Annotated in this window: 23 protein-coding genes; 9 read left to right on the plus strand and 14 right to left on the minus strand. The window is 69.6% G+C overall.

Going from position 1 to position 23,641, the window contains the following annotated elements:
* Nucleotides 1–174: 174 nt before the first annotated feature.
* Both JOE46_RS15925 and JOE46_RS15930 read left to right on the plus strand, forming a co-directional pair.
* Nucleotides 175–1,356, plus strand: a complete 1,182-nt coding sequence (locus tag JOE46_RS15925; RefSeq protein ID WP_097213023.1) for a low temperature requirement protein A — start codon at nucleotides 175–177, stop codon at nucleotides 1,354–1,356.
* A gap of 42 nt (nucleotides 1,357–1,398) precedes the next feature.
* Complete coding sequence (locus JOE46_RS15930) at nucleotides 1,399–2,934, plus strand: bifunctional 3'-5' exonuclease/DNA polymerase (RefSeq protein WP_179800630.1); 1,536 nt, start codon at nucleotides 1,399–1,401, stop codon at nucleotides 2,932–2,934.
* Here the strand turns inward: JOE46_RS15930 and JOE46_RS15935 are convergent.
* Together JOE46_RS15935 and JOE46_RS15940 are read right to left on the minus strand one after the other, a co-directional pair.
* On the minus strand, nucleotides 2,910–3,908 hold the full coding sequence (locus JOE46_RS15935) for a helix-turn-helix domain-containing protein (protein ID WP_097213025.1): 999 nt from the start codon (nucleotides 3,906–3,908) through the stop codon (nucleotides 2,910–2,912). The two genes, JOE46_RS15930 and JOE46_RS15935, sit on opposite strands and share 25 nt — an antisense overlap.
* An 89-nt stretch (nucleotides 3,909–3,997) precedes the next feature.
* Nucleotides 3,998–4,786, minus strand: a complete 789-nt coding sequence (locus tag JOE46_RS15940) for a protein kinase family protein (RefSeq protein WP_108168842.1) — start codon at nucleotides 4,784–4,786, stop codon at nucleotides 3,998–4,000.
* A 352-nt stretch (nucleotides 4,787–5,138) separates the two neighbouring features.
* Between JOE46_RS15940 and JOE46_RS15945 the strand changes: the two genes are divergently transcribed.
* Nucleotides 5,139–6,839: an FUSC family protein gene (locus tag JOE46_RS15945; protein ID WP_257017596.1), complete on the plus strand. Its 1,701-nt coding sequence runs from the start codon at nucleotides 5,139–5,141 to the stop codon at nucleotides 6,837–6,839.
* Between the two features lie 55 nt (nucleotides 6,840–6,894).
* Nucleotides 6,895–8,121 carry an amidohydrolase gene (locus JOE46_RS15950; RefSeq protein WP_097213028.1) on the plus strand — a complete coding sequence of 409 codons (1,227 nt, stop codon included), beginning with the start codon at nucleotides 6,895–6,897 and terminating at the stop codon, nucleotides 8,119–8,121.
* Nucleotides 8,122–8,127: 6 nt separating this feature from the next.
* Here the strand turns inward: JOE46_RS15950 and JOE46_RS15955 are convergent, their stop codons facing one another.
* The 3 genes from JOE46_RS15955 to JOE46_RS15965 all read right to left on the minus strand — a co-directional run bounded on the left by JOE46_RS15955 (nucleotide 8,128) and on the right by JOE46_RS15965 (nucleotide 12,353).
* The gene (locus tag JOE46_RS15955) at nucleotides 8,128–9,465 is read right to left on the minus strand and encodes a DUF1254 domain-containing protein (RefSeq protein ID WP_097213029.1); all 1,338 of its coding nucleotides are present in this window, start codon (nucleotides 9,463–9,465) and stop codon (nucleotides 8,128–8,130) included.
* 196 nt (nucleotides 9,466–9,661) lie between these two features.
* Nucleotides 9,662–11,365, minus strand: a complete 1,704-nt coding sequence (locus JOE46_RS15960; protein WP_373560276.1) for a SulP family inorganic anion transporter — start codon at nucleotides 11,363–11,365, stop codon at nucleotides 9,662–9,664.
* Nucleotides 11,366–11,516: 151 nt separating this feature from the next.
* Nucleotides 11,517–12,353 carry an SDR family oxidoreductase gene (locus JOE46_RS15965; RefSeq protein WP_097213030.1) on the minus strand — a complete coding sequence of 279 codons (837 nt, stop codon included), beginning with the start codon at nucleotides 12,351–12,353 and terminating at the stop codon, nucleotides 11,517–11,519.
* Nucleotides 12,354–12,493: 140 nt separating this feature from the next.
* On the opposite strand from JOE46_RS15965, the gene JOE46_RS15970 reads away from it, so the two are divergent.
* Nucleotides 12,494–12,973, plus strand: coding sequence for a MarR family winged helix-turn-helix transcriptional regulator (locus tag JOE46_RS15970; protein WP_097213031.1), 480 nt, complete (start codon nucleotides 12,494–12,496; stop codon nucleotides 12,971–12,973).
* A gap of 18 nt (nucleotides 12,974–12,991) precedes the next feature.
* Here the strand turns inward: JOE46_RS15970 and JOE46_RS15975 are convergent, their stop codons facing one another.
* The 5 genes from JOE46_RS15975 to JOE46_RS15995 form a co-directional block, all read right to left on the minus strand.
* Nucleotides 12,992–13,342: a hypothetical protein gene (locus JOE46_RS15975; RefSeq protein WP_097213032.1), complete on the minus strand. Its 351-nt coding sequence runs from the start codon at nucleotides 13,340–13,342 to the stop codon at nucleotides 12,992–12,994.
* Nucleotides 13,343–13,370: 28 nt separating this feature from the next.
* Nucleotides 13,371–13,871: a GtrA family protein gene (locus JOE46_RS15980; protein ID WP_097213033.1), complete on the minus strand. Its 501-nt coding sequence runs from the start codon at nucleotides 13,869–13,871 to the stop codon at nucleotides 13,371–13,373.
* 40 nt (nucleotides 13,872–13,911) lie between these two features.
* Entirely contained in the window at nucleotides 13,912–14,526 is a 615-nt protein-coding gene (locus JOE46_RS15985; protein ID WP_179800631.1) for a TetR/AcrR family transcriptional regulator, read from the minus strand.
* Between the two features lie 83 nt (nucleotides 14,527–14,609).
* Nucleotides 14,610–15,380, minus strand: a complete 771-nt coding sequence (locus JOE46_RS15990) for a crotonase/enoyl-CoA hydratase family protein (protein ID WP_097213035.1) — start codon at nucleotides 15,378–15,380, stop codon at nucleotides 14,610–14,612.
* Between the two features lie 12 nt (nucleotides 15,381–15,392).
* Nucleotides 15,393–16,376 carry a pirin family protein gene (locus JOE46_RS15995; RefSeq protein WP_097213036.1) on the minus strand — a complete coding sequence of 328 codons (984 nt, stop codon included), beginning with the start codon at nucleotides 16,374–16,376 and terminating at the stop codon, nucleotides 15,393–15,395.
* Nucleotides 16,377–16,470: 94 nt separating this feature from the next.
* Here JOE46_RS15995 and JOE46_RS16000 point away from each other — a divergent pair, with 94 nt between their 5' ends.
* The 4 genes from JOE46_RS16000 (at nucleotide 16,471) to JOE46_RS16015 (ending at nucleotide 21,044) form a co-directional block, all read left to right on the plus strand.
* Nucleotides 16,471–16,821 (plus strand): GNAT family N-acetyltransferase, encoded by a 351-nt coding sequence (locus JOE46_RS16000; protein WP_097213037.1) that lies wholly within the window; start codon nucleotides 16,471–16,473, stop codon nucleotides 16,819–16,821.
* Nucleotides 16,822–16,892: 71 nt separating this feature from the next.
* Complete coding sequence (locus JOE46_RS16005; RefSeq protein WP_209927833.1) at nucleotides 16,893–17,897, plus strand: LLM class flavin-dependent oxidoreductase; 1,005 nt, start codon at nucleotides 16,893–16,895, stop codon at nucleotides 17,895–17,897.
* Nucleotides 17,898–18,055: 158 nt separating this feature from the next.
* A complete protein-coding gene (locus tag JOE46_RS16010; protein ID WP_143548492.1) occupies nucleotides 18,056–20,701 on the plus strand; it encodes a LuxR C-terminal-related transcriptional regulator in 2,646 nt (881 codons plus the stop codon).
* 118 nt (nucleotides 20,702–20,819) lie between these two features.
* Nucleotides 20,820–21,044 carry a hypothetical protein gene (locus tag JOE46_RS16015; RefSeq protein ID WP_097213039.1) on the plus strand — a complete coding sequence of 75 codons (225 nt, stop codon included), beginning with the start codon at nucleotides 20,820–20,822 and terminating at the stop codon, nucleotides 21,042–21,044.
* Between the two features lie 77 nt (nucleotides 21,045–21,121).
* Here the strand turns inward: JOE46_RS16015 and JOE46_RS16020 are convergent, their stop codons facing one another.
* From JOE46_RS16020 to JOE46_RS26800, 4 genes are all read right to left on the minus strand, one after another.
* Nucleotides 21,122–21,793 (minus strand): pentapeptide repeat-containing protein, encoded by a 672-nt coding sequence (locus tag JOE46_RS16020; protein ID WP_179800632.1) that lies wholly within the window; start codon nucleotides 21,791–21,793, stop codon nucleotides 21,122–21,124.
* A gap of 130 nt (nucleotides 21,794–21,923) precedes the next feature.
* Complete coding sequence (locus JOE46_RS26520) at nucleotides 21,924–22,550, minus strand: hypothetical protein (protein WP_245221066.1); 627 nt, start codon at nucleotides 22,548–22,550, stop codon at nucleotides 21,924–21,926.
* Nucleotides 22,544–22,975, minus strand: coding sequence for a SulP family inorganic anion transporter (locus JOE46_RS26795; RefSeq protein ID WP_257017597.1), 432 nt, complete (start codon nucleotides 22,973–22,975; stop codon nucleotides 22,544–22,546). Before JOE46_RS26795 ends, JOE46_RS26520 begins: the two co-directional genes overlap by 7 nt.
* 20 nt (nucleotides 22,976–22,995) lie before the next feature.
* Nucleotides 22,996–23,610 carry a SulP family inorganic anion transporter gene (locus JOE46_RS26800; protein ID WP_257017598.1) on the minus strand — a complete coding sequence of 205 codons (615 nt, stop codon included), beginning with the start codon at nucleotides 23,608–23,610 and terminating at the stop codon, nucleotides 22,996–22,998.
* Nucleotides 23,611–23,641: the final 31 nt, after the last annotated feature.

Genomic DNA, 23,641 nt, shown 5'->3' on the forward strand with positions numbered 1-23,641 from the left:
AAGTCCAGTTGGCAAGCTTACCGACGACACCGGGCTCGCTCGCAGTCAGCCGGGGCGACCGGGCGATGCCCGGTTACCCGACGGGACACTAGTGCTCCCGGACCCCCTGCGCAGGCCCTTTCGTGGTGGCACAGTAGCCGAGTGGAATTTCCCAGGCGAACCCATATGCAGGCAATGCAAGAACGGTCCTCCGTCTCCCCGCTCGAGCTGTTCTTCGACCTCGTCTTCGTCTTCGCGTTGACCGGCGTCACGGCGCTGATGGCCGACGACACCTCGGCCAGGAATCTGGTGCGCGGCGTGCTGGTGATGGCCGTTCTGTGGTGGAGCTGGATCGGCTATGCGTGGCTGGCCAATGTGGTGCGCGCCGACGAGGGTTTCGCGCGGGTGGCGATGTTCTTCGCGATGGGCTCGATGTTCATCGTCGCGCTGACCATTCCCGAGGCCTTCGACGACCTGCCCGGCGGGCTCTCCGGCCCGGTGGTCTTCGCCGTCGGCTACTTCTTCGTGCGGCTGATGCATCTGGTCACCTTCTGGATCGCCAGCGCAGGCGACCCCCAGCTGCGCGGCCAACTGATCCGGTTCGTGCCCTCCATGCTCGCGGGCACCACCCTCCTGCTGATCGCGTCCCAGCTCTCGGGCACCGCGCAGACCCTGATGTGGCTGGCCGCGCTCGTCGGCGACTACCTGGGCACCCTGTTCGGCGGCGAGGGCTGGCGGCTGAACTCCCCGAGCCACTTCGCCGAGCGACACGGGCTGATCATCATCGTCGCGCTCGGCGAGTCCATCGTGTCCATCGGCATCGGGGTGACCGCGCTGCCCATCGCCTGGCCGATCGTGGTCGGCTCGCTGCTCGGGCTGGCCGTCAGCGGCCTGCTGTGGTGGGCGTACTTCGACACCACCACCCTGGCCGCCGAGCGCGCCCTCTCCGCGGCCACCGGCGCGACGCAGATCAAGCTGGCACGCGGTGGCTACACCTTCCTGCACCTGCCCATGGTCGTCGGCATCGTGCTGATCTCACTCGGCCTGAAGAAGGTTCTGAACTATGTCGGCGACGGCAGCCATCACACCCTCACCGACCCCCTCTACGGCATCCCGCTGGTGGCGCTCTTCGGCGGCGCCGCGCTCTTCCTGCTGGGACTGGCCGCCTTCAAGGCGTACGTGACCAGGCTGATGGGACCGGTCAACCGCGCGCGGATCACCACCGCGGTCGTGCTCGTGGCGCTGATCCCGCTGGCCTGGCACCTGCCGGCGCTGGCCTCGCTCGGGCTGCTCACCGCGGTCCTGCTCGCCCTGATCCTCTTCGAGACGGTGCGCTTCGCCGAGCACCGCGACGAGATCCGGCACGGCGCACACTGACCCATCCCGGTGTTGTCGTACCCGCACGGCACACTGGGCGTCGTGCGAATCGTGTTGGTGCCCGGACCCGAGCACGCCCTGGCGATCCGCACGGACGACCGCGGGCGCGCGCTGGGCGACCCGCTCCCCTTTCCCGACCCGTCCGCGGCGGTGCGCGCGCTCGAACCGGGCGAGCACCCGCGGTGGGTGTGGGCGGACACCGCTGCCGTCTATCCCGCCGTGCTGCGCGACGGCCTGCGTGTGCAGCGCTGCCACGACCTGGCGCTCGCCGGCGCCCTGCTGAGCGTGCGGGCGGGCGGGCCCGCCGTCTCCCCACAGCCCCCGGCCGACGAACGCCCCGGCCTGTTCGACGCCGCACCACCTCTCGACCCCGCGGCGGTTGTCGCCGACCACGAGGCACAGCTCGCGCTGATCGGCGACGATCCGCGCCTGCGCCTGCTGGTCGCGGCCGAGTCCGCGGGCGCTCTCGCCGCCGCCGAGATGAGCCACCACGGACTGCCGTTCTCCGCCGTCGAACACCACCGGCTGCTCGAACGCACTCTCGGCCCGCGCACCACCGGAGACGCTGTGCCGCAGCGTATCCGCGAGATCACCGAGGTGATCGGTGCAGCGTTCGGACGGCGGGTCAACCCCGCGTCACACGTCGAGCTGGTCGAGGCCTTCGCCCGCGACGGTGTCGAGCTCACCTCCACCCGCGCCTACCTGCTGCGCGACATCGACCACCCGGCGATCGAGCCCCTGCTGCACTACCGCGATCTGGCCAAACTGCACGCCGCCAACGGCTGGACCTGGCTCGACACCTGGGTGCGCGACGACCGATTCCGACCCGTCTACGTTCCGGGTGGGGTGGTGTCCGGACGCTGGGCCAGTCGCGGCGGAGGGGCACTGCAGATCCCGAAAGCCTTGCGCACCAGTGTCATCGCAGACCCCGGCCACACCTTCGTCATCGCCGACGCCGGGCAACTCGAGCCCCGCATTCTTGCGGCCATGTCCGGCGACCCGCTGATGGTCGCCGCGGCGGGCGCGGACGACCTCTATGCGCCGGTCGCCGCCGAGGTGTTCGACGGCGATCGCGGCAAGGCCAAGGTGGCGATCCTCGGCGTCCTGTACGGGGCCACCGCAGGAGAGTCACGCGCGCTGTTGACCCTGCTGCGCAAGCGTTTTCCGGTTGCGGTGCAGTACGTCGAGGATGCCGCGCGGACGGGGGAACGCGGCGAGGTGGTGCACTCCTGGCTGGGCCGGGCCTGTCCGCCACCGGACGCCGACTGGTGGTCCGGCGGAGATCCACACGCGCGCGGCCGGTTCACCCGCAACTTCGTGGTGCAGGCCACGGCGGCGGAGTGGGCGCTGTGCCTGCTGGCCGATCTCCGGCGACGAATCGCGGACGACGGCACCGCCGAACTGGTGTTCTTCCAGCACGACGAGGTGGTCGTGCACTGTCGCGATCCGGAGTCCGCCACCGCGCACGTGCTGGCCGCGACGGAGGCCGCCACCCGGCTGTTGTTCGGCGACACGAGGGTGCGCTTCCCGATGGACGTCGCGGTGCGGGACTGCTACGCCGATCCACTCGAGACATGAAGTGGTGCAGCCAGTTCCGCCTGCCGACGAATCCCGCGCGGCGAGTTTCCTGCTATGTCCCGGACCGCGCGACTGAACTGACTCAGACCGACGAAGCCACTGCGGAGCGCCACCTGGCTGATGGTGAGGTGCGCGGCGCCCGGATCAGTCAGCAGGGCGACACCCCACCTGACCCGGCGTCGACGGATCAGTTCGTAGACCGAGTACTCCTCCTCCTCGAACAGTTTCTGCAGGTAGCGGGGGCTGACATTGATGCTCGAGGCGACCTGGGCGATCGTCAGCCTGGGGTCGGTGAAGTTGCTCTCGACGAATTCCCTTGCCCGCGCTCGATTTCGGAGGCCGATCTCGTCACGAACCTGGGTGTCGCCGGTCGACTGGTAGATCACCGCCAGGCACAGGTCGAGGATCGCGCGCTCGATCAGCGCCGCCTCCGCGGAGCCAGGGCCGCACATGTCGGCGACCGCGAACTTCTCGATCGCCGCGGCGATCGTGTCACCGAGCGGCGAGGCGGTGACCGAGGCCCCGACCAGAGTCCTGGCGTCCACCGACCGTGCGGTCAGCAGGTCGTGCGGCAGGTAGACGAAAACGTAGTCCCCGCGATGGGAGAGCTCGACCTCGAAGGGGGCGGCGAAGTCCACGAAGGCGATCTGGCCCGCCTCCGCACAGCTGGCGATGCGGTTCTGCCGGATCCGGATCTCCCCCGTCCGCACGCACACCATCGACAGGTACACGCCGTGGTCGTCCGCCAGCCGGTCCGGCGCCCGGATCCCCGAAACCGCCGAGGTCCGAAGCCTGTTCACCCGGATCGAGCCGAAATCCGCCGAGTGCATGACGGCACGGAAACGGTCAGGGTTGATCGCCACCATGTCGGCCGCCGCCGACATGGTCTCGAGGCCTTCCCGCCCGCTGAGACGCAGACCGTCGGTGAACTGCTGCGTCAACGACGCGGCCTGCGGTAGAGATTTCCCCTTCATACGCACCCCTGCCCACCCCCGACAAAGGAACCTTCTGTGCGGTGAAGACTACAGCCCGAGCGGACCGTACGGTCTCGTACGAGGCCGATTCACCAGGCCGGAGCGGCTGCGATCTCGTCGAGCAGGTGTGCCACCCACTCGGCGCTGACGTCGGCGCCCCCGCCGACGGTCCGGTGGATGATCTCCGCAACGGGTGAGGGCGCACGCGCACGCAGCGCGGCGGCACCCGACCCCGAAAGGTCCCCGGTGACGAGGGTGGCGAGCGCCACGCCGAGACCGCGCACGTCACAGGAACGGTCGGCATCCGGAAGCGGACCAGGAAAGGCGAGGAACACATGCCCTTCCATGCTCACGCGGAGCCGATCCGGATCGTCGAGGGCGAGGACGCCGTCCACCTCGTGCGCCCGGCACACCGCGTGCGCCAGGGGCCGCACCGCGGCGGCTGCGTCGAGGGCCGACAGCCGGCCCTCGACGACCTCGGACAGCGAGCAGCTCGGCACCCACTCGGTGACGACCGCCCCCGCCGATTCCGCGTCGACCATGTCGACGATCCGCGGGACGGCCGAGGCGCGGATGCCGCACATCCATACGGTGCGGGCGAAGATCTCGTCCGTGTCCACCTGCGGGCCCGCGTCGCCGCGGACACCGTCGCCGGCGAAGAGGGTCAGCCCGACCTCACGGCCGGTGACCAGGTCGAGCCCGCGCCAGAACTCCGCAGACGGCACCGCGCCACAGCAGGAGAGCAGTCGGTACCGTCCGACCGCGAAGGTGCTGCCCGGGATGCGTCCCGACGGTGCGACGCACCCGGGGACATGTGGTCTGACGAGACCAGCCGTATTCGCTGCGACGATGGGCAGCCGCTCGGTGTCAGCGCGCATAGACCGGCATTCGGCCCGGCGAATGAGTGACATCCAATGTCATCGGTGCATCCTCACACAGGCCCGGAAAGTAAATGACCCCTAAAACCACGGGATTTCGGGCCGGCGAAATGGACGGTCATTGTCGAGACCGACGGAGTGACTCGAACTCGCAGGTAGGACCCGTCCGCGGGTGACGGCGGCCGAGAACGGCGCCCGCACGCAGGCGCGAATTGTCGAAACCTCGTGCGCGAATCGCACGGTCCGGCGGACCGATTCCGCGGCCATTTCTCCTATCCGCACGAGTGCGGCGCCCCCGACCCCCGCGGACGCACGTGGCGGCGCCCGAATCGAGGTGGAGTTGAATTGGACGGTGCCCGATGTGACCCCCGACCCCTCACCCCGTCCCTCGCTTCCTCCGGCGCCGCAGACCCGGTCGCTGGCGTTCGGTCTCCCGCCCGCGGGCAGGCGATGGCCGGGCGGGGTGCGGGCGGCTCTGGCGTTCGGGGTGCCCGCGCTCCTCGCCGTCGCGTTCGGCCACCAGGAGCAGGCGCTGATCTTCAGCCTCGGCGCCTTCGCGGTCATCTACGGCGAGGGCAGGCCATACCGGGCCCGCTGGCGAGTCGTTCTTCTCGCAGGCGCCGCCCTGCTCACGGCCGCGGGTCTCGGCGCACTGGTCGGCGGAACCGTCTACCGGACTTGGCCTTTCGACTCGGCGACACCGGCTTTGATCGAGGTCGCGATGCTCGCGGCGGTGGCGCTCGTCGGGACCTATGTGGTGTCCGCGGCGAGGCTGGGCCCGCCCGGATCGTTCTTCTTCGTGTTGACGTGTGCGGTCGCAACGATCATGTCCAGGTCCGGCATCTCGGCGGCGGTCATCGTGGGCTGCACGGCGATCGGTGTGGTCAGCGCGCTGGTCGTGGCGATGGCGGGGACGCTCCGCGACCGCCGGGCACCGGAGCGTGACGCCGTGACCGCCGCCGTGCGCTCGGTGAATGCCTACGTCGAACTGCGCAGCAGCGATGCCCCCGCGGTCGCGGCGAGACACCAGGCCGCGACCGCGGTGCACGCCGCGTGGTCCGCGGTCTACGACGCGGGGCTGCCGGAGCGCCGACCCGAGGCGGATCCAGTCCGGTCGCTGCTGTCCGCGCACCTGCGACTGGTGGGGGTCGCGCGCTCCGACGACGACGGGCCGGATCTCGAACTCGACGCCCCCACCCCACAGATCCCGTTGGCGCGCCCTGATTTCCGGTACCGGATACGGCGCTCGCTCGCCGTCGACTCGCACGCCTGCACCACCGCGATGCGGGTGCTGCTGGCGAGTCTCGTCGCGGGTTCGCTGAGCGTGGCCGTGGGCTTGGACCGGCCGGACTGGGCGGTGATCGCGGCGGTCCTGGTCCTGCACCAGGGACCCGACCGGATCCGCGGCACCGTGCGCGGAATACACCGCTTTGTCGGGACCGCGGCCGGTCTGGTGCTCTTCGCCGCGCTGTACGCGCTCACGCCGACAGGCGCAGGCCTGATCGTGTTGCTGATGGTGCTGCAGTTCCTGATCGAGCTGTACATCGCCCGCAACTACGGGCTGGCGGTCATCTTCATCACCCCGCTGGCGATGCTCATCGGTGGCGCCTCGCATCCCGACGCGGACATCGGGCCGATGATCGTCAACCGCTTCCTCGAGACCCTGCTCGGCGTCGTCGTGGCGCTTGTCGTCCTGTGGTCGGTGGCCCCACGCGCACACCGCCGCGACCTCCGCTGGACCGAGAACCGCACGCTCGACACCGCGCTCGCCCTGGTGTCCGGGCTGCGAACCACCGCGCCGACCGCGGCCACCATGATGGCGCTGCGGCGGGATGTCCAGTTCGAGCTGATCGGCGCGGGTTTGAGCGCCGCCGATGCCGCCCACAACGAGCGGGCCTGGACGCAACGGCAGTGGCCACGGCACCTCGAGATCTGCACGCTGGGGTACGACCTGCTCGCGCAGTGCTGGGCGACGGATCCGAACGGGCGGCTCGCGGATCCGGACGGCTGGGAGGACCGGCTGCGCACCTGCCGATTCACCCGCGAAGCATGAGACGCGGACCGGCGGTTCGGGTTTGACTGGGTGCCCGTCGAGCGGAAGGACCGCTATGGTCGACACCACGGCACTCACCGAGCTGTACAAGGACCTGCACGCCCACCCCGAGCTGTCGTTCCACGAGACCCGGACCGCGGGCATCATCGCGGACCGGCTGCGCGCGCTGGGTTTCGAGACCAGCACGGGCGTGGGCGGGACCGGCGTCGTCGGGACGCTGCGCCGCGGCGACGGCCCCACCGTGCTGCTGCGCGCCGACATGGATGCGCTGCCGATCGCGGAGGAGACCGGGCTGCCCTATGCCAGCACCGCACGCGGCACCGATCCCGACGGCGAGGATGTCCCGGTGGCGCACGCGTGCGGCCACGACATGCATGTGGTGTGTCTGCTCGGCGCACTGGAGGAGCTGGTGGACGACCGGTCCGGCTGGCGTGGAACGATTCTCGCGGTGTTCCAGCCGGCCGAGGAACTCGGCGGCGGCGCGCAGGCCATGGTCGACGACGGCCTGTTCGACAGGTTCGGCACCCCAGATGTGGTGCTCGGGCAACACGTGGGCCCGTTTCCCGCCGGCATGCTTGCTGTCCGGCCGGGACCCGCCTTCGCCGCGACGGACGCGCTGCGAATCACGATGTTCGGCAAGGGGGGCCACGGTTCGCGGCCCGAGACCACGATCGATCCGGTGGTGATGGCCGCGTCGACGGTGCTGCGGCTGCAGACCGTGGTGTCGCGGACCGTGGCCGCGACCGACACGGTGGTCCTGACGGTCGGTTCCCTCCGCGCGGGCACCAAGGACAACATCATCCCCGACGAGGCCGTGCTCGAGGTCAACATCCGCACCTACGACGCCGCCGTACGCACCAGGGTTCTCGACTCGGTCACCCGCATCGTCGAGGCGGAGGCCGCCGCCGCGGGTGCGACCCGCACGCCAGAGATCACCCCGATCGACAGCTTTCCGGTCCTCGTCAACGACCCGGCGGCAGTGGAGCGCACCGCCGCCGTGTTCCGGTTGCGGTTCGGGGAGGATCACGTCTTCGACCCCGGGCCCGTCACGGGCAGCGAGGACGTCGGGGTCTTCGCGACCGCGTCAGGGGCGCCCTGCTGCTACTGGCTGTTCGGCGGTGCCGAACCGGAGGCCTTCATGCGGGCGGCCGCGGCCGGGACCACCGACCGGGACATCCCGTCGAACCACTCCGCGCGCTTCGCTCCGGTCCTCGAGCCGACCCTGACGGTCGGCATCGAGGCGCTGGTGGTCGCCGCCCGGGAGTGGCTGGGACAGAGCTGAATCGGCTCAGACGGCCTTGTCGATCGGTGGGATCTCGTAGGTCCCGTCGAACACCTCGGGCCGCGGGCTGTACATCCGCAGCAGCGGCCGGAAGCCCGCCGTCGGGGTCGGCAGCCAGTTCGCCCGCGCTGTCGGGTCCGTCGGTTCGACGGCGCTGAGGGTGATCGTCAGCGAGCCGTCCTCCGCGTACACCAGCCCGGGGGTGCGGTCGCCGATCGAGTACCGGTCGATCGGGTTGTCCACCAGGAAGTATTCCGGCAGGTCGTACATGGTGATCGACCAGAACGCGTCGACCGGCGGCGTCTGGGCGAAAGTCAGCGTGTAGCTTCGCTCACCGGTCAGCTCGTCGCCGTCGCCGTCGAGGTAGACCGGGGAGTAGGCCGCCTCGTATCCGTGGTTACCCCACAGCCCACCCATCGCCGCGGCAGCCCGCAGCCCGATCGCCCTGGCGCGGTCGTCGATTCGCCATTCCGGCGAGTTGATGGTGCCGACCTCGAAGTAGTCGTCGTTGTAGTCGAAGACGTGGAACGGCTGATGCCATCCGTTGACGATGGCGTCGCCTGCCCCAGACCTGAGCGCGGCCACCAGTCCGTCGTGACCCGCCTTCGCGCCTGCGGCGAGCGCCGCGGCCAGCGCGGGCTCGGCGTCGGCATAGGGCGAGGTACCCCACGCCAGCAGGCCGAGCGGCTCGAAGGACTGCTGCAGCGGCAGGTCCTGGGCCGCGGGCGGATAGGCCTGCAGGTAGACGCGGAGCTTCTCCCAGAACGCCAGCGCCTCGGGCACGTTCGGATCCGGGGTTGGCAGCCCCAGGGGTCGGGTCTGTGCCCCGACCTCCGTCAGCGTGAGCTGTTGCTGCAGGGCACGGACGCGCGGCAGGTCCTCCTCACCGGCGCAGGCCCACCGCCCCACGATCGACGCGACCAAGGTGGGACAAGAGATCCTGCGGACACCGGCCGGCGTCTCGCCCGACCAGCCCGGCGGGGTGAGCAGATACCGCCCCGCGGCGGTGCCGGTGGCCCGCTTGCCCACGTACGCGAAGTTGTCGGTCCACGCGTCCACGAACTGGAGCACGTAGTAGGCGCCGTCGGTATCCGGAACCTCCAGCAGCAGTGGGCCGTTGGTGAGGTCGAGCTGCCCCATCGAATACACGGTGTCGTTGTTGATCGAGACGAAGGTGTCCTTCGGTCCGGCGAGGGTGTCGGCGTGGCTGAACCGGTTGAACGGTGCCGCGGCATTGGCCCCGACGCCCGTCGTCACGTAACGGCGCACCTGGTCCAGGTTGAACACGAGGGGAAACCCGTACACGTAGGCCTTGGCGGCCAGATCCTTCAGTTCGACACCCACAGAATGCACCCTTCTCCGAGATTCCCCCCATGGCACCACGGGGAGCCGCCGGGTCGCCTCACCCGTCTCGTGTGAGGCGGCTCCGCCGCCCGTGCGCGGTTAGCAAGTCCAGAGACGCATCAACCGCTCACGGGCGCGCAGGTCATCCCATGGGTGTGGGTGCTTCTATCCTCATTCGATCCCGGCCGATGTCATGTCAGATTCCCGAGCCCTGGTCGGCGAGGGCCTCGGAGACGGTCGGGTACACCCCGAGGCCCCTGCCGTCCGGAGCCGCTTGCATGAGCGTGTCCCGGAACTGCCCGATGTCTCGGGCAACCCGCAGCTCGATCCCCTTGCGCCCGAGTGTGTCCCGCAACTGCATCAACATCTCAGCGGCGCTGACGTCGACGAACGGCGAGGTCTCGGCGTCCAGCACGACCGTGCGGGTCTCGTCGGTGCACAGCGCCTCGATGCTGTCTTTCACGTGGTCGGCGTTCGCGAAGTACAGGCCGGCCTCGACGCGGACCACCACCACGTCCGGGCGGGTGGCGACCTCCGGATGACGCTCGGCGTCGACCCACAACGAGCCCTCCTTCGCCAGCGCCGCGACGTGCGGACGCGACGAGCGATAGAGCAGCAGCAACATCGACACCCCGATGCCGATCACCAGGCCGGGGAGGGTGTCGAACAGCAGGACGCCCATCATCGCGGCAACCGCGCCTGCAAAATCGGCGCGGGCGGCGGCCCCGTAGATGCTGCCCAGCCGCTGCGTCCACACCCCGTAGAGCCGCCTCAGCGCAGACACGTCGACCAGCTCGATGACCGCGGCGATGACGACGGCGGCCAGCGTGGCCTCGGGCAGCTTCTCGAACAGCCCGGTGAGGAAGAGCAGCGTGACCACCGTGAGCACCGCGACGACCAGGCCGCTGACCTGAGTCTTCGCCCCCGCTCCCCCGTTCACCGCCGTCTTCGAGAGGCTGCCGTTGACGACCATCCCCGACGCCAGGCCCGATCCGAGGTTCGCGGCGCCCAGCCCCAGCAGCTCGCGGTTGGCGTCCACCTCGTAGCCGGCCTTCGCCGCGTACGTCTTGGCCGCGCCAAGGCCCTCCGCGAAGCCGATCAGCAGCACGCCAACCGCAGGCCCCAGCAGGTCCACGTAGTCGTCGAACCCGACGCCGCCCGGCAGGCCGACCGACGGCAGCCCGGAGTCGATGTGCCCGACGATCTCGACGCCCTCGCCGTCCAAACCGAACACCGTGACCGCCGCGATCCCCAACAGCACGGCGAGCAGCGAACCCGGGACCAGTGGCAGCCAGCGCTTGAGCCCCAGCACCACCGCGAGGCTCAGCAGGCCGACCGTCAATGTGCGCCAATCAGTGTCACCGAGGTGACTGATGACGCCCCAAGCCTGCTCGAAGAAGTTGCCCTCGGACTTCGGCACCCCGAACAGCTTGGGCACCTGGCCGATGATGATGGTCAGCGCGAGTCCGACGATGAAGCCCTTGAGCACCGGCTCGGAGATGAAGGACGCGATGAAGCCGAGCCGGATCATTCCCGCCAGCAGGCCGACGATGCCGGTCGCGATGGCCAGCACCGCGGACAGCGCGACGTACTTGCCGCCGTCGGCGCCCGCCAGCGGCGCGATGATGGCAGCGGAGAGCGCCGCGGTCGCGGACATCGGCCCGACGACCAGGTGTCGCGAACTGCCCACCGCCGCATAGAGAATCAGGGAAGGGATCGCGGCGTACAGGCCGACCACGGGAGGCACCCCTGCGATGGTCGCGTAGGCCAGGGCCTCCGGCACCAGCACCGCCCAGACCGTGAGTCCGGCGATGACGTCGGGCCGGATCCACTTGCCCTGGTAGCCCTGGAGGGAACCGAACAGCAACCAGCGCCGCCCTGCCTTGTCTGTCGTGTTCACCTTCGGCCGGCCCCCCTTCGTACGGTTGCCTCATGATCGGTGCTCCGACCCCGGCCGCGCCTCACCTCGGGAGGGTGAGGCGCAACCGCTCGACCGGAATGGCCGACAAATATGGGGCGGTCGTCGACGGGCTGACCCGACGGGGGACCGATCAGGCTCCGGCGTCGGCGGCGTCGAGCAGCGGCTGACCGATGACGCCCATCGTGGCGGACGCACCGCCGAGCGCCCAACCCCCGTCGGTGGCCAGCACCACGCCCGACACATAATCGGCGAGCGGAGACGCCAGGAACCGGCACACGTTGGCGACGTCGCGTGGGGTCCCGTATCGGCGCAGGGGAACGCTGTTCGTGACGAGGGCCCGATCCTCCTCGGTGGGGGCGAGGCGGGCCATGCCCTCGGTCCCGTCGATCGGGCCAGGGATCACGCCGTTGACCCGGACACCGGCCGGACCCCACTCCAGGGCCAGCACCTTGGTGAGCATGTCGACGCCTGCCTTGGCCGCGCACACATGCGCCTGCGTCACCGTCGGCAGCACCGCCTGCGGCGCGGAGATGTTGATGACCGAGGCACCGGGCTTGCGCAGGAACGGGTACGCGGCACGCAGGACGTTGAAGGTGCCGAGCAGGTCGATGTCGACGACCGACTTGAATCCGTTGGCCGAGAGCCCCAGCGCCGCGGCGGGAAAGTTGCCCGCGGCGCCCGAGACCATCACGTCGAAGTCGCCGAACCGGTCGTGCGCGTCCTTGAGCACGGCCTCCGTCGCGGCGTAGTCGCGAACGTCGGCGCTGCCACCCATGGCCTCGGCCCCGAGCGCGGTCAGCCGCTCGACGGCGGCGTCGACCTTCTCCTGCCTGCGGCTCATGACCGCAACCCGGGCGCCTGCCCGGGCGAAGTCCTCGGCGATGCCGAGGTTGATTCCGCTGGTCCCGCCCGCAACGAAGACGGTCTTACCGGTCAGATCGATGGACTGGACGAACTCGGTGGCCATGCCAACTCCCTCGGGGTAGAAATAATCAGTACTGCGAATGGTTTCTGTCGCGGACCATACTGGAAGCCGGGCGCTGGGGCGAGGGCGCGGCCCCATATGATCGTCACTCCCAACCGCCCTGGAATCGGAGGTGCCGACTCGTGACCGAGCCCTTGGTCTCCGACGCCGCGGCACGCCACACCGGCTGCCTGCTGATGAAGCTGGGACAGGCGATGTCCCGCCTCAGCGAGGATCGGCTGGCCGGCCTTGGGCTGCGCACCCGGCACTATCTGATCCTGCAGGTGCTCGCGGAGGCAGGAGCCCGCTCCCAGCTCGAACTCGGAAACCAGCTGCGCATCGATCCGACGACGATGGTCTCGTCCATCGATCACCTCGAGGGGCTGGGCATGGCAGGCCGCACGCGGGATCCGCAGGACCGCAGGCGCTTCCTGATCGCAATCACCGACGAGGGCAGGCACGCCGCCGCCGAGTCCGACAGATTGCTGGCCTCGCTCAACGAGGAGACCCTCGCCGATCTCGACCCCTCGCGGCGCGATGACCTGCACCAACTGCTACTGGCGCTCAATGCCGGGGATTCGCTGCCGCAGGCATACGACGCCACAAGGGACGTTCCGCACTGATCCCAGCTCCAGTCCGGGCTACCCCTCTGACTGATCCCGCATCGCCGCGGCCAGCACCTTGTACAACACGACCTGCTCGTTCGCGAACGAGAGAGCCGTCGCGGGGCTGGTCCCCTCACCCCGTGGCGCCAGGTGCAACGGGATGTCCGGGCTGAGCCCGAGCACGTAGTCCCGCATCTCCGCTCGCGCGGGTTCGTCGAGCCCGCCGCCGATGACGACCAGATCCGCCTTACCCTCGGCCAGGATCTGCCCGACCAGGGTGCGGTCGTTGGTCGCGAGCACGTCGCGGCCGAGGCGGCACAGCTCCTCGGCCAGGACGTCCAGGGTGGACTGGAGTTTGCCGATGAGCAGGAGCCTCGGTTCAGCCATCTCCTTCTCCCGTTCTCCGTCGGGTCCGCTACGAGAACACCCAACCACGCAGGGCCAGGAAGCGCAGGACACCGACGAACGCGCTGACCGCGACCACCGCGACGGCCTGCACCAAGCCGCCCGCCGACGGCAGCCAGAAATCGAGCAGGGCGAGCGAGAGCGTGCTCAGTGCCAACCCGACGAGCGCGAGCCCGCCACCCTCCCATTGCGCCGGGAACCAGCGGACCCGCGCGGATGCGTGGAAGGTCAGCCTGCGGTGGAGCTCATTGGCCAGGGCCGTGCTGACCACCACGCCCGCGACGTTGGCCGCGAACGTGCCCCTGGAATGGAGCAGGAGGAACACCAGCGCGTAGACGATGTTGCTCGACCCGCCGACGAGGACGAACCGGACGAACTGCGCGATGACGCCGTCGCCCCGAAGGCGACCACTTCCGGTCCGTCCCCTGATCCAGGGATACGCCGCGCCGGGATCGTCGCGGACGGGCGCAGGGTCGCCGCGACCGTCACCGTACGTGATCACGTCGTCCATGAAAGCCCCTTCTCGACGCGGACATCCGCATCTGTCCCCCTCAGCGGGACGTCGCATCGCCTGCCGGCGACGAGCCGCCCGCGGTCAGTGCCGGCACCACCACGCCGTCGACGACTCGCTCGATGAAGGCCAGGTCGATCGGCTCTGCCATGACCGACAGCCGGTGGAAGGTGATCGCGGGAAAGATGGTGCCGATCAGATCGATGTCCCGGTCGCCGGGCACCTCCCCCCGTTCGACCGCCCTCGAGACGACCGTGGCGAAAACCTGCTTGTACGGCACCGAGATGGCCTGGTTGACCGCCTCACGCAGCCCGCAGTCGTGCACCATTCCGGTGAGCAGGCCGCCGATCACCGCGTCGCGCCGCGAGTCCGGGTCGTGCCAGGCCCTGGCCATGAGCACCAGATCGGTCCGGAGGTCTCCGGTGTCGGGCGCGTGGGCAATCTCGTGGAGCAACGCCACGGCATCGGCGACGAGCTCCGGCTTTCCCGCCCACCGCCGGTAGACGGTCGTCTTGCCTGCCCCGCACCGCGCCGCCACGGCGTCGATCGACAGCCGGTCGAATCCGACCTCCGCCAGCAGATCCTGGGTCGCGACGAGCAGCGCCCGATCGCGGTCCGCGTCCCGCGGACGACCGGCCTTGGCTGACGATGACACGGTGACCTCCATTGGAATATAGATACGCTACCGTTTCGTATCCTATTCCCGAAGGTCGGGGCCGCCTCCTGGCCCGCCTGCGGTCACTCGAAGGTGCCGTGCCGCCCGGCGCCCTCCGCGAAGCGCGTGGCGCCCTCGAAGGTGCCGTCCGCGAGAGAGACCGCGCCGTGCCGCAACTCCACGAGCATCGCCTGATCCTCCGGCAGCCCCTCCTGCTCGAGGACGGAGAGCCGGTCCTGACGCATGCACGTCTGGGGGAACGCCGCCAGGTCGGCCGCGAGCCGCTGCGCGGCCGCCACCGCCCCGCCCGCAGGGACCTTCCGATTCACCAGCCCGATGCGGTGCGCCTCGTCCGCGTCGACCGGCCGCCCGGTCAGGATCAGGTCCATGGCGTGGCCGGCGCCGATCAGGCGCGGCAGGCGCACGGTGCCGCCGTCGATGAGCGGAACGCCCCAGCGCCGGCAGAAGACGCCGAGAACGGCACCCTCCTCCGCCACCCGCAGGTCCGCCCACAGGGCAAGCTCCAGCCCGCCCGCCACCGCGTGACCGGCGATCGCGGCGATCACCGGTTTCGAGAGCCGCATCCGCGAGATGCCCATCGGGCCGTCACCGTCGAGCGCGACACGATTGCCCGACCCCGAGCTGATCGCCTTCAGATCCGCTCCCGCACAGAAGGTTCCACCCTCCCCGTGCAGCACGGCAACCGCGGCGTCCGAGTCGGCGTCGAAGTCACGGAAGGCGGCCGCGAGGGCCTCCGCGGTGGGTCGGTCCACCGCGTTGCGGACGGCGGGCCGGTTGATGCTGATGGTCGTGACCGGGCCGTCCCGTCGGACGAGAACCACATCATCGGTCATGGGTCGCCTTTCTCAGCGCCGCGGCTTGAGGCGCGTGTTCGGCAGGATCGGCGCGGGGATGGTCTCGCGCCACTGCGTGGGGAACGGGCCGTACCGTCCGGGCGTGGCCGCGGCCTGATCCGAGCGTTCGCGCTGCCAGTCCTCGCGGAACTGCACGACCTCCTCATGGCTGCGGCCGATGAAGTTCCACCACATGACGATCTCCTCGCCGAGCGGTTCACCGCCGAGCAGCAGGATGCGCGTCTGCTCGTCGTCGGAGGCCCGCACCTCCACCCGGGTGGCACCCTGCGACAGATACACCAGTTGCCCCGGCTTCGCGCCCACCCCGCCGACCGTCGCGCCACCGGTGTCCACCAGCACGCCGTGCTCGAAGGCTGGGTCGAGGTCGAGTTGCAGGGTACGGCCGGGCGGCAGGGTCAGCTCGGCGCCGAGCAGCGCGCTGAACGTCTTCACCGGGGACCGCTGCCCGAAGAGCGTGCCGAGGAACACCAGCACCCGCACCCCGTCGTGATCGACCACCGGCGGCGCATAGTGCTCGAAAGCGGGTGCGGTGAAACGATATTCGCCCGGGAGCGCCACCCACAGCTGGACACCGTGCAACACGGACGTCTGCGGCGTCGAGAACTCGGAGTGGGCAATTCCCGAGCCCGCGGTCATCAGGTTGATCTCGCCCGGCCGGACCAGCGCATGGACACCCGTGGTGTCGCGGTGCTCGATCTCGCCGGTGAACAACCAGGACACCGTCTGCAGCCCGGTGTGCGGGTGACCGGCTACCTTCATGCCGCCGCTCGCCGAGACATCGTCGGGCCCATAGTGATCGAGGAAGCACCAGGCACCGATGAAAGACTGCGCGCGTTGCGGGAGCGAACGCCGCACCGGCATCGCGCGCGGGCCGCCGAGGGGGACGTCACGGAAGTCCAGCAACCGCGGGCCGCTTTCGCCTCCGTCGTCGCCGGTGCAGACCACCTCATCGGGAGCGGGGTCGAGATTGCTCATCGTTCCTCGATCCTGGGCGCCGCGGCCCCTCGACGGACTCCGCCCGAACCCATGTCGGACCGCCTCCAGGGTATCGCTGCGGCATAGTGGGGCCATGGCAGACGAACATGTCGCAGATGCGCCGGCCCCCGTGGTCCGAGACGCCCCCGCGCTTCACCGCTACGAGATCCACCTCGGCACGGAACTGGCCGGATTCACCGAGTATCTGGATCGGGACGGCCAACGGATCTTCTTCCACACCGAGATCGGGGAACAGTACGGCGGCCGCGGCCTGGCCAGCCGGTTGATCCACGACGCGCTCGCCGAGACCGTCGGCGCCGACAAGCGGATCGTCCCCATCTGCCCCTTCGTCGCCGGCTACCTCGAGAAGCACGACGACTTCGCCGCCGCGGTGGATCCGGTGACGCACGAGGCACTGCAGGCCGTACGCGACTCGCAAGCCTGACGGAATTTTCGCGCCGGGCGTCGAGTTACCCATGTAGTTGATATTTTGACTACATGATGGAGGGTGGCTCGATGGAGGTCGGATTGACCACATTTGCGGAGGTCGACACGGACGGGAGCGTGTCCCCGCGCGAACGACTGCGCAATCTCCTGGAGGAGGTCGAACTCGCGGAGCAGGTCGGCCTCGACGTGTACGGGGTCGGCGAGCACCACCGCGCGGACTTCGTGGCATCCGCCCCCGCCGTCGTATTGGCCGCCGCCGCGGCCCGCACCTCAGACATCCGCCTGACCAGCGCGGTGACCGTCCTGAGTTCGGACGATCCCGTTCGGGTATTCGAGGAGTTCGCCACCCTCGACCTGATCTCGGGCGGCCGCGCCGAGGTGATGGCCGGCCGCGGCTCGTTCACCGAGTCGTTCCCGCTGTTCGGCTACGACCTCGCCGACTACGACGAGCTGTTCGTCGAGAAGCTCGGCCTGCTGCTGGCCCTCCGCGATTCCGAGACCGTGACCTGGTCGGGAAACCACCGAGCACCCCTGGACCGGCAGTCGGTCTACCCCCGGTCCGAGCGCCCGCTCCCGATCTGGGTCGGCGTCGGAGGCAACCCGGAATCCGTTGCCAGGGCGGGACTGTTGGGTCTACCGATGGCGCTCGCGATCATCGGCGGTAGCCCTGCACGGTTCGCGCCGCTTGCCGATCTGCACCGGCGCGCCGTCGAGGAGGGCGGCCACGAACCCCAGCCGATCGCAGTGCACGCGCACGGATATGTTGCCGACTCCGACGAGCAGGCCGCTGCCGAGTTCTACCCGAGCTACGCGGCCGCAATGACCGGGCTCGGCCGGGAACGCGGCTGGGCGCCAATGAATCCACAGAGTTTCGACGGCCTGCGCGGGCCAGGCGGCTCGTTGATACTGGGCAACCCGGAACAAGTCGCCGAGAAGATCATCGACATGCGCGAGACCCTCGGCATCGACCGGTTCATGTTGCACCCCAGCGTCGGTCCGCTCCCCCACGCCAAGGTCATGCGAACCATCGAGCTACTGGGGACCAAGGTGGCCCCGCTGATCCGGCAGGAATGACGGGCCTCACTCCCCGGCCACCAATTGGTCACGCGTACGACACCCAAATAGCCTGCGCTGCCGTTACGATCCCCTTACTGGCCCCCGCGCGGTGCTGTGAGCGGGGGAAACGCCGACGCAACGGGCCTCGGCGTGATCGACCGTCGGGGAGTGGCCAGATGTCCGTAGTGAATTGGGATACACAGCAGGCGCGTAATCAGATCCCGAACTATGCGCACCCCGTGATTCGCCGTGGGCGACTACTGGATTCGCTGTCCGAGGCGATGTTCTCGCCGCCGGACTCGCCGACCACCGTCGCCATGCTCATCGCGCCGGTGGGCACGGGCAAGACCATGCTGCTCTCGGACTGGGCCGCCGCGGTCTCCGTGCAGCCCAACCCCCCGACGATCGCCTGGCTCACCGTCGAAGAACGGGACAACGACCTCGACACGGTCCGTTCCGCGGTCCGCGCGACCCTGGAGAGCACCGGCAATCCCGCGGTCTCGGACGCCGTTCGCGACCTGCCGCCCATCAACGATGAGAACTACCCGTTCGCGATGGCCCAGGCGCTCGAGGCCGTAGGCGAGCCGGTCTGGCTGATCCTCGACGACGCGCACCTGCTGCACGAACCGACGGTCCTCGAGGCGCTCGGGAATTTCCTTCGTTGGGCACCGCCGAGCCTGCGCACCATCCTCGCCGGGCGTTTCGAACCACCGCTCGCCGTGCACCGGATGCGCCTCGAGGGCCGGGTCTGCGACCTCTCCCATCGCGATCTCGCCTTCACCGAGGAGGAGGCGGCGATCCTGTTCGCGGAACACGGGGTACGCCTCGACGGCCTCGACCTGACCAAGATCCTCGGCCGCACCGAGGGGTGGGCGGCCGGTCTTCGACTCGCCGCGATCTCCCTTGCACGGCACCCCGACCCCACCGCGATGATCACCGACTTCAGCGGGGACAGCAGGGTGGTCGCCGACTATCTCGTCAACGAGGTGCTGGACGGTCTCACCGAGCACGAGCGAGAATTCGTCGTCGAGACATCCGTCCCCGATGCGTTCACCGTCGAACTCGCCGAGGCGCTCACCGGGAACCAGGGAAGCCGCGACGTCCTCGACACCCTCGAGCACTCCAACTTTCTGGTCGAGCGGGTGTGCGGCTCACCCGGCTGGTATCGGTATCACCCCCTGTTGCGCGAGTATCTGCGCGCCGAGGTCGGCCGACTGGGGCGCGATGCGGTCGGTGACCTCGAACGAGTCGCCGCCGGGTGGTTCGCTCGTAGCGGAGACCACGAGCATGCACTGGAACACGCACTACAGGCCGGCGACGACGACGCACTGCTGACGCTGCTGCAGGAGTGCGGACTGCGGCTGGTGCTCGCGGGCAACTGGGCCACCGTGATCAGTGTCCTCGACCGCGTGTCCCCGACCGTGCGGGCGGATCCGTCCACCCGATTGCTCAGGGTCGCCGCGGAATTGGCCAGGGGCAACACCGCCGCCGCCTCGTCCACCCTGAGCGCGCTCGACCGCGCATCGGATCAGGGTGACGCGGAGATGCCCGCCGAGCTCGAGATGCTCGGGGACGGCCTCCGCCTGCAGGTCGCCGTTCAGACCGGTGGTATCGAAAACGCGTTGAAGACGCTGCAATCCGACCCGGTCGGCGAGGCCGGCGACCCCGAGCTCGACTCCTTCGCGCTGCTGCAGGAGGGCATCGCCGAGCTGTATCTCGGCCGGCTCGTGCCCGCGGGCCTGCACCTGGAGGACGCTCTGGCGACCGCGCGCGCCGCCGAACTGCCCGCCGTGGTCCTGGAGGCCCTCACCGGCCTGGCAGCGGTGGCGGCGTACCGGTGCCGCCTCGACGACATGATCGCCAGGGCATCGGAAGCCACCGACCACGGCCGCGTCCATGACCTCACCGACCACCGCCACTGCCAGCTCGCCCAGCTGTTCGGCGCGCTGGGCCACTACCTGAGGGTCGAGGACGAGGCCGCGGCGCAACTGGCGAGCCTGTGTGTCCCGCACCTCGCGGCCTGCGAGAGCCCGGCGATGGGGCGAGCCTCCGTGCTCCTGGGGGCCATCCTCGAGTTCGAGTCCACCGATGACCGGCACGCGGCGGCGAGGGTGATCCGCGACCATTGCGCGCCAGGGCGGAACCGACCGCTGCCGCCCGGCACCACCGCCCTCCTCGCGACATCGGCCCAACGCGCGTTCCTCCAGGTCGGGGAGCCCGTCTGGGCCGCGCAGGTCGCGGAGCTGACCACGGCCGAACTCGGGCACGGCGGCGAGGTGGCCGTGCTGCAGGCCACGATGTCGCTGCACCACCGACGACTGGACGCGGCGCGCCGCGAGCTCGCCCCGGTCCTCAGCGGTGAACTCGAATGCCTGTCGGATGTCACCCTCATCCGCGCCTGGCTCATGGCGGCCACGATCGCGGATGCCAGGGATGACTCGATCACCGCGAGGTCTGCGCTGGTCGAGGCGATCACCATCGCTGAACCCGAGGCCATCCTGCGGCCGTTCCGCGACGGTGGCGAGCCGCTGAGGGATCTGCTGGACCGGCACCGCGGCCGTTTCGGGGTGTACGACAAGTTCGCCGAACGTGCGCGGTCGGTGATTCCGCAGTCCGCGCAGGGCGCGACGGACCTGCTCACCCCCCGCGAAATGGAACTACTCGTCGAGCTGCCCTCCTGGCACACCGCCGAACAGATCGCCGCGGACCTGTTCGTCTCCGTCAACACCGTCAAGACCCACCTGCGCGGCATCTACCGGAAACTCGACGTGCGGACCAGGCGCGACGCCATCACCGAGGCCAGGGCGCGCGGGCTGCTGTGACCGCGGCCGCGCATTTCACCACTCGCGGGTGAGGCGCGCGTCTCATCTCGGCGGACACTGGAGGTCGAAGGTCCACTGATCACGGATCAGCCCAGTCGACTCAGGAGGAGGCCCTCCGGTGGCACACCCCAAACCCGCCCGGGTCCGCTACGAGTTCCTCGTGCGCGGCGATCTTTCCGAGCGCGTTCTTGCCGCCTTTCCGGAGCTGAGCGTGGCGCCGACCCCGCACGCCTATACGACGCTGTACGGCCCGATCGACGGCGACGTCCAGCTGCGCGGGATGCTTGCACGTTTCGACACGATGGGCCTGACGGTCATCGAGATGCGACGCCTCCCAGACTGAGCCCGGGCACAACACGAACGCCCTCGACCGCCGGCAGATGCCGACGCTCGAGGGCGCGGAGGGCTGATCTTCGTGTGCTACATACCGCTGATGTTCGTCGAGCCGGTCACCGCGGAACCGATCAGCGGCTGCAGGGGGTCCTGGTGGTTCTCCTCTTCGCCACCCATCCCGGAGGTGTTGGCGGAACCGGTCACGCTCGAACCGAACAGCGGCTGCCCGTTCGGCATCGAACTGCTGCCGCCGCCGATCGGCGCGCCGTTCTCGTTGGCACCGGCGAGGTTCACCGAGAGCGCGTCCTTGAGCTTGGCCCCGAACACGTTGGCACCGGACAGGTTTGCCCCCGCCAGGTTCGCGCCTGCCAGGTTCGCGTCGACGAGGTTCGCGCTGACCAGGTAGGCGTTGGTCAGGTTGGCCCCGCCCAGGTCCGCGTTTGCGAGGAGCGTGTTCCCGAGGTTCGCGCTGCTGAGGTTCGCGCCGGTCAGCTTCGCGCCGGACAGGTTCGCGCCGAGCAGGTTCGCGCCGGACAGGTTCGCACCGGACAGGTTCACGCCCGTCAGGTTCGCACCGGCCAGGTTCGCGCCGATGCAATCGGTGGCGTGCTCGGGGTTCGGGCTCGAGACGACGGTGCACGTCCCGAGGACCGTGTCGGCGCTCGCAGTCGGCGCCACCGCCGCCAGACCCACCATCGCGATTCCGGTACTGAGGACCGCGACACCGAGCCCACGGACAGCATTGTTCAAAGCCGACATGAATTTCCTACTTCCAGAACGACCCCTGCACGGGTCAAAATCACAGCCCGACGCGGACACAGTAAACGAACGAGCCCCCCTCGTTCTCGTCTTTCGCGAAATAGCTACCGCCGGGTTCGACGGGCCCCACTCAACGCTTGCGGACCAGCCGGCGCTCGGCCTCCTCGATTGCCTGACCGGTCGATTCGCCGAGGATCGGCGTGGCCGCGAACATCTCGAGAGAGACGCCCTGACTGTCGAGGCGGTCGGCGTCCCAGTAGTCGAGCACCTCCGGCATGAGGCCGCTCAGATACAAGCGGCCCCCGAGTCGATCGAGCCTGCCCGCATAGTCGGCGACCACCTTGAAGAAGGTGGCACCCAACGTGGTTCGGCCCCGCAGCCGCAGGATGACCTCGGGTGAGCGGGCGTTGCCCGGGTCCGGCAGATGCACCTGCAGCGTCCTCGCGCCCGCGTAGAAGAGGCTGCCGTACACGTCGAGCACGACGACCTCCCCGCTCGCCAGCGTCTTCGGGGCATCAGCCTCCTCGAGCAGCCCGCCATCGGTCGGCCGCAACCGAACGACCTTGAGATCGACGGCCTCCTGGTTGAGCTGCAGCAGGATCGAGAGCGCGACGCCGATCCCGACCGCAGCGGTGACCGGGAGCAGCAGGGTCGCGATGAAGGTGGTCACCAGCGCGATGACCGAGCTGGGTCCGCTGCGCAGGATCGATGCGATCTGTTCGGGGCGGATGGAGCCAACGGCGGCGAAGATCAGCACCGCCGCCAGTGTCGGATCGGGACCTTGCCGACGAGCCCCGAGAACAGCACCAGGATCACGAGCATCCAGATCCCGGAGAAGACCGCGCCCCAGCGGCTGCGCGCGCCTGCGGTGGCGTTCAACGCCGTCTGGCCGACCGATCCGCCGACCGGCATCCCGCCGAACAGTGCGGAACCGATGTTGCCGATGCCCTGCGCAGAGAAATCCTGGTTCGGCAGGGCCCGGGAGCCGTCCCGGTTGGGCGAGGCCTCCGCGACGCCGGCACCCTGCACCAGCACGATCGCGGCCACGGCGAATCCGGCCCCGATCAGCGACGGCGACAGGAGTCCGAGGTCGGGGATCTGCGGTAGCGGGATCCCGGTCGGGATCGCGCCCACGTCCGCCACCCGGGCCACGCTGTCGAGGACGATCACGATCACGATCATGCAGGGCACCACCAGCGCGATCAGGGCGCAAACAACGCCAGCCTGGTGTGCGCGAGGACGATGAGCAGCACGAGGGCCAGCAGCCCGGTCAGCAATGACGGCAGATCGATGTGCGTCGGGTTCGTGACCAGGTCGAAGGCCTTGGCAAGGGCGACGGACCCCGACACGGTCGCCCCGGTCAGGTCGACGAGCTGCCCGAGCACGATGTTGACGGCGATCCCGGTGAGGAAGCCGGTCATCACCGAATGCGAGACGAAGCGGGTGTAGCGCCCCAGCCGGAGCACGGCGGCCGCGACCATCACGGCGCCCGCGATCAGGGTGAGCAGGATCAGGGCACCTGGTCGCTCCGCCTCCGGCACCTGTGCGAGGGCCGAACCGGCGGCGAGCGCCGAGGCGCTGGTCGTGGTGATCACCATCAGCTTGGTGCTGGTCTGCATCCCACCGAACAGCGGTCCGGCGAAACTCGCGTAGAGGCCGTGCACCGGGCTGACCCCGGCCAGCACCCCGGACGCCATCCCGTCCGGGACGCTGCTGATCGCACCGGGGATCGCCGCGACGAGGTCCGCCTTGAGGAACCTGCGCTCGGGGATCCTCGAACGCACCCAACCGCGGACCGCGGACACTGTCGACACCATCCCGCCAGCCTCACGGCCCCGCGATCGACGG

Source organism: Rhodococcus sp. PvR099, from assembly GCF_017833315.1.
Lineage (GTDB): Bacteria > Actinomycetota > Actinomycetes > Mycobacteriales > Mycobacteriaceae > Rhodococcus_G > Rhodococcus_G oryzae.

Excerpts from the sequence above, each read along its gene's own strand:
- JOE46_RS15925 (WP_097213023.1), top strand. The coding sequence starts at position 175 with ATGCAAGAACGGTCCTCCGTCTCCCCGCTCGAGCTGTTCTTCGACCTC.
- JOE46_RS15935 (WP_097213025.1), bottom strand. The coding sequence starts at position 3,908 with ATGAAGGGGAAATCTCTACCGCAGGCCGCGTCGTTGACGCAGCAGTTC.
- JOE46_RS15940 (WP_108168842.1), bottom strand. The coding sequence starts at position 4,786 with ATGCGCGCTGACACCGAGCGGCTGCCCATCGTCGCAGCGAATACGGCT.
- JOE46_RS15950 (WP_097213028.1), top strand. The coding sequence starts at position 6,895 with ATGGTCGACACCACGGCACTCACCGAGCTGTACAAGGACCTGCACGCC.
- JOE46_RS15965 (WP_097213030.1), bottom strand. The coding sequence starts at position 12,353 with ATGGCCACCGAGTTCGTCCAGTCCATCGATCTGACCGGTAAGACCGTC.
- JOE46_RS15975 (WP_097213032.1), bottom strand. The coding sequence starts at position 13,342 with ATGGCTGAACCGAGGCTCCTGCTCATCGGCAAACTCCAGTCCACCCTG.
- JOE46_RS15980 (WP_097213033.1), bottom strand. The coding sequence starts at position 13,871 with ATGGACGACGTGATCACGTACGGTGACGGTCGCGGCGACCCTGCGCCC.
- JOE46_RS15990 (WP_097213035.1), bottom strand. The coding sequence starts at position 15,380 with ATGACCGATGATGTGGTTCTCGTCCGACGGGACGGCCCGGTCACGACC.
- JOE46_RS15995 (WP_097213036.1), bottom strand. The coding sequence starts at position 16,376 with ATGAGCAATCTCGACCCCGCTCCCGATGAGGTGGTCTGCACCGGCGAC.
- JOE46_RS16000 (WP_097213037.1), top strand. The coding sequence starts at position 16,471 with ATGGCAGACGAACATGTCGCAGATGCGCCGGCCCCCGTGGTCCGAGAC.
- JOE46_RS16005 (WP_209927833.1), top strand. The coding sequence starts at position 16,893 with ATGGAGGTCGGATTGACCACATTTGCGGAGGTCGACACGGACGGGAGC.
- JOE46_RS16010 (WP_143548492.1), top strand. The coding sequence starts at position 18,056 with ATGTCCGTAGTGAATTGGGATACACAGCAGGCGCGTAATCAGATCCCG.
- JOE46_RS16020 (WP_179800632.1), bottom strand. The coding sequence starts at position 21,793 with ATGTCGGCTTTGAACAATGCTGTCCGTGGGCTCGGTGTCGCGGTCCTC.
- JOE46_RS26795 (WP_257017597.1), bottom strand. The coding sequence starts at position 22,975 with ATGATCGTGATCGTGATCGTCCTCGACAGCGTGGCCCGGGTGGCGGAC.
- JOE46_RS26800 (WP_257017598.1), bottom strand. The coding sequence starts at position 23,610 with ATGGTGTCGACAGTGTCCGCGGTCCGCGGTTGGGTGCGTTCGAGGATC.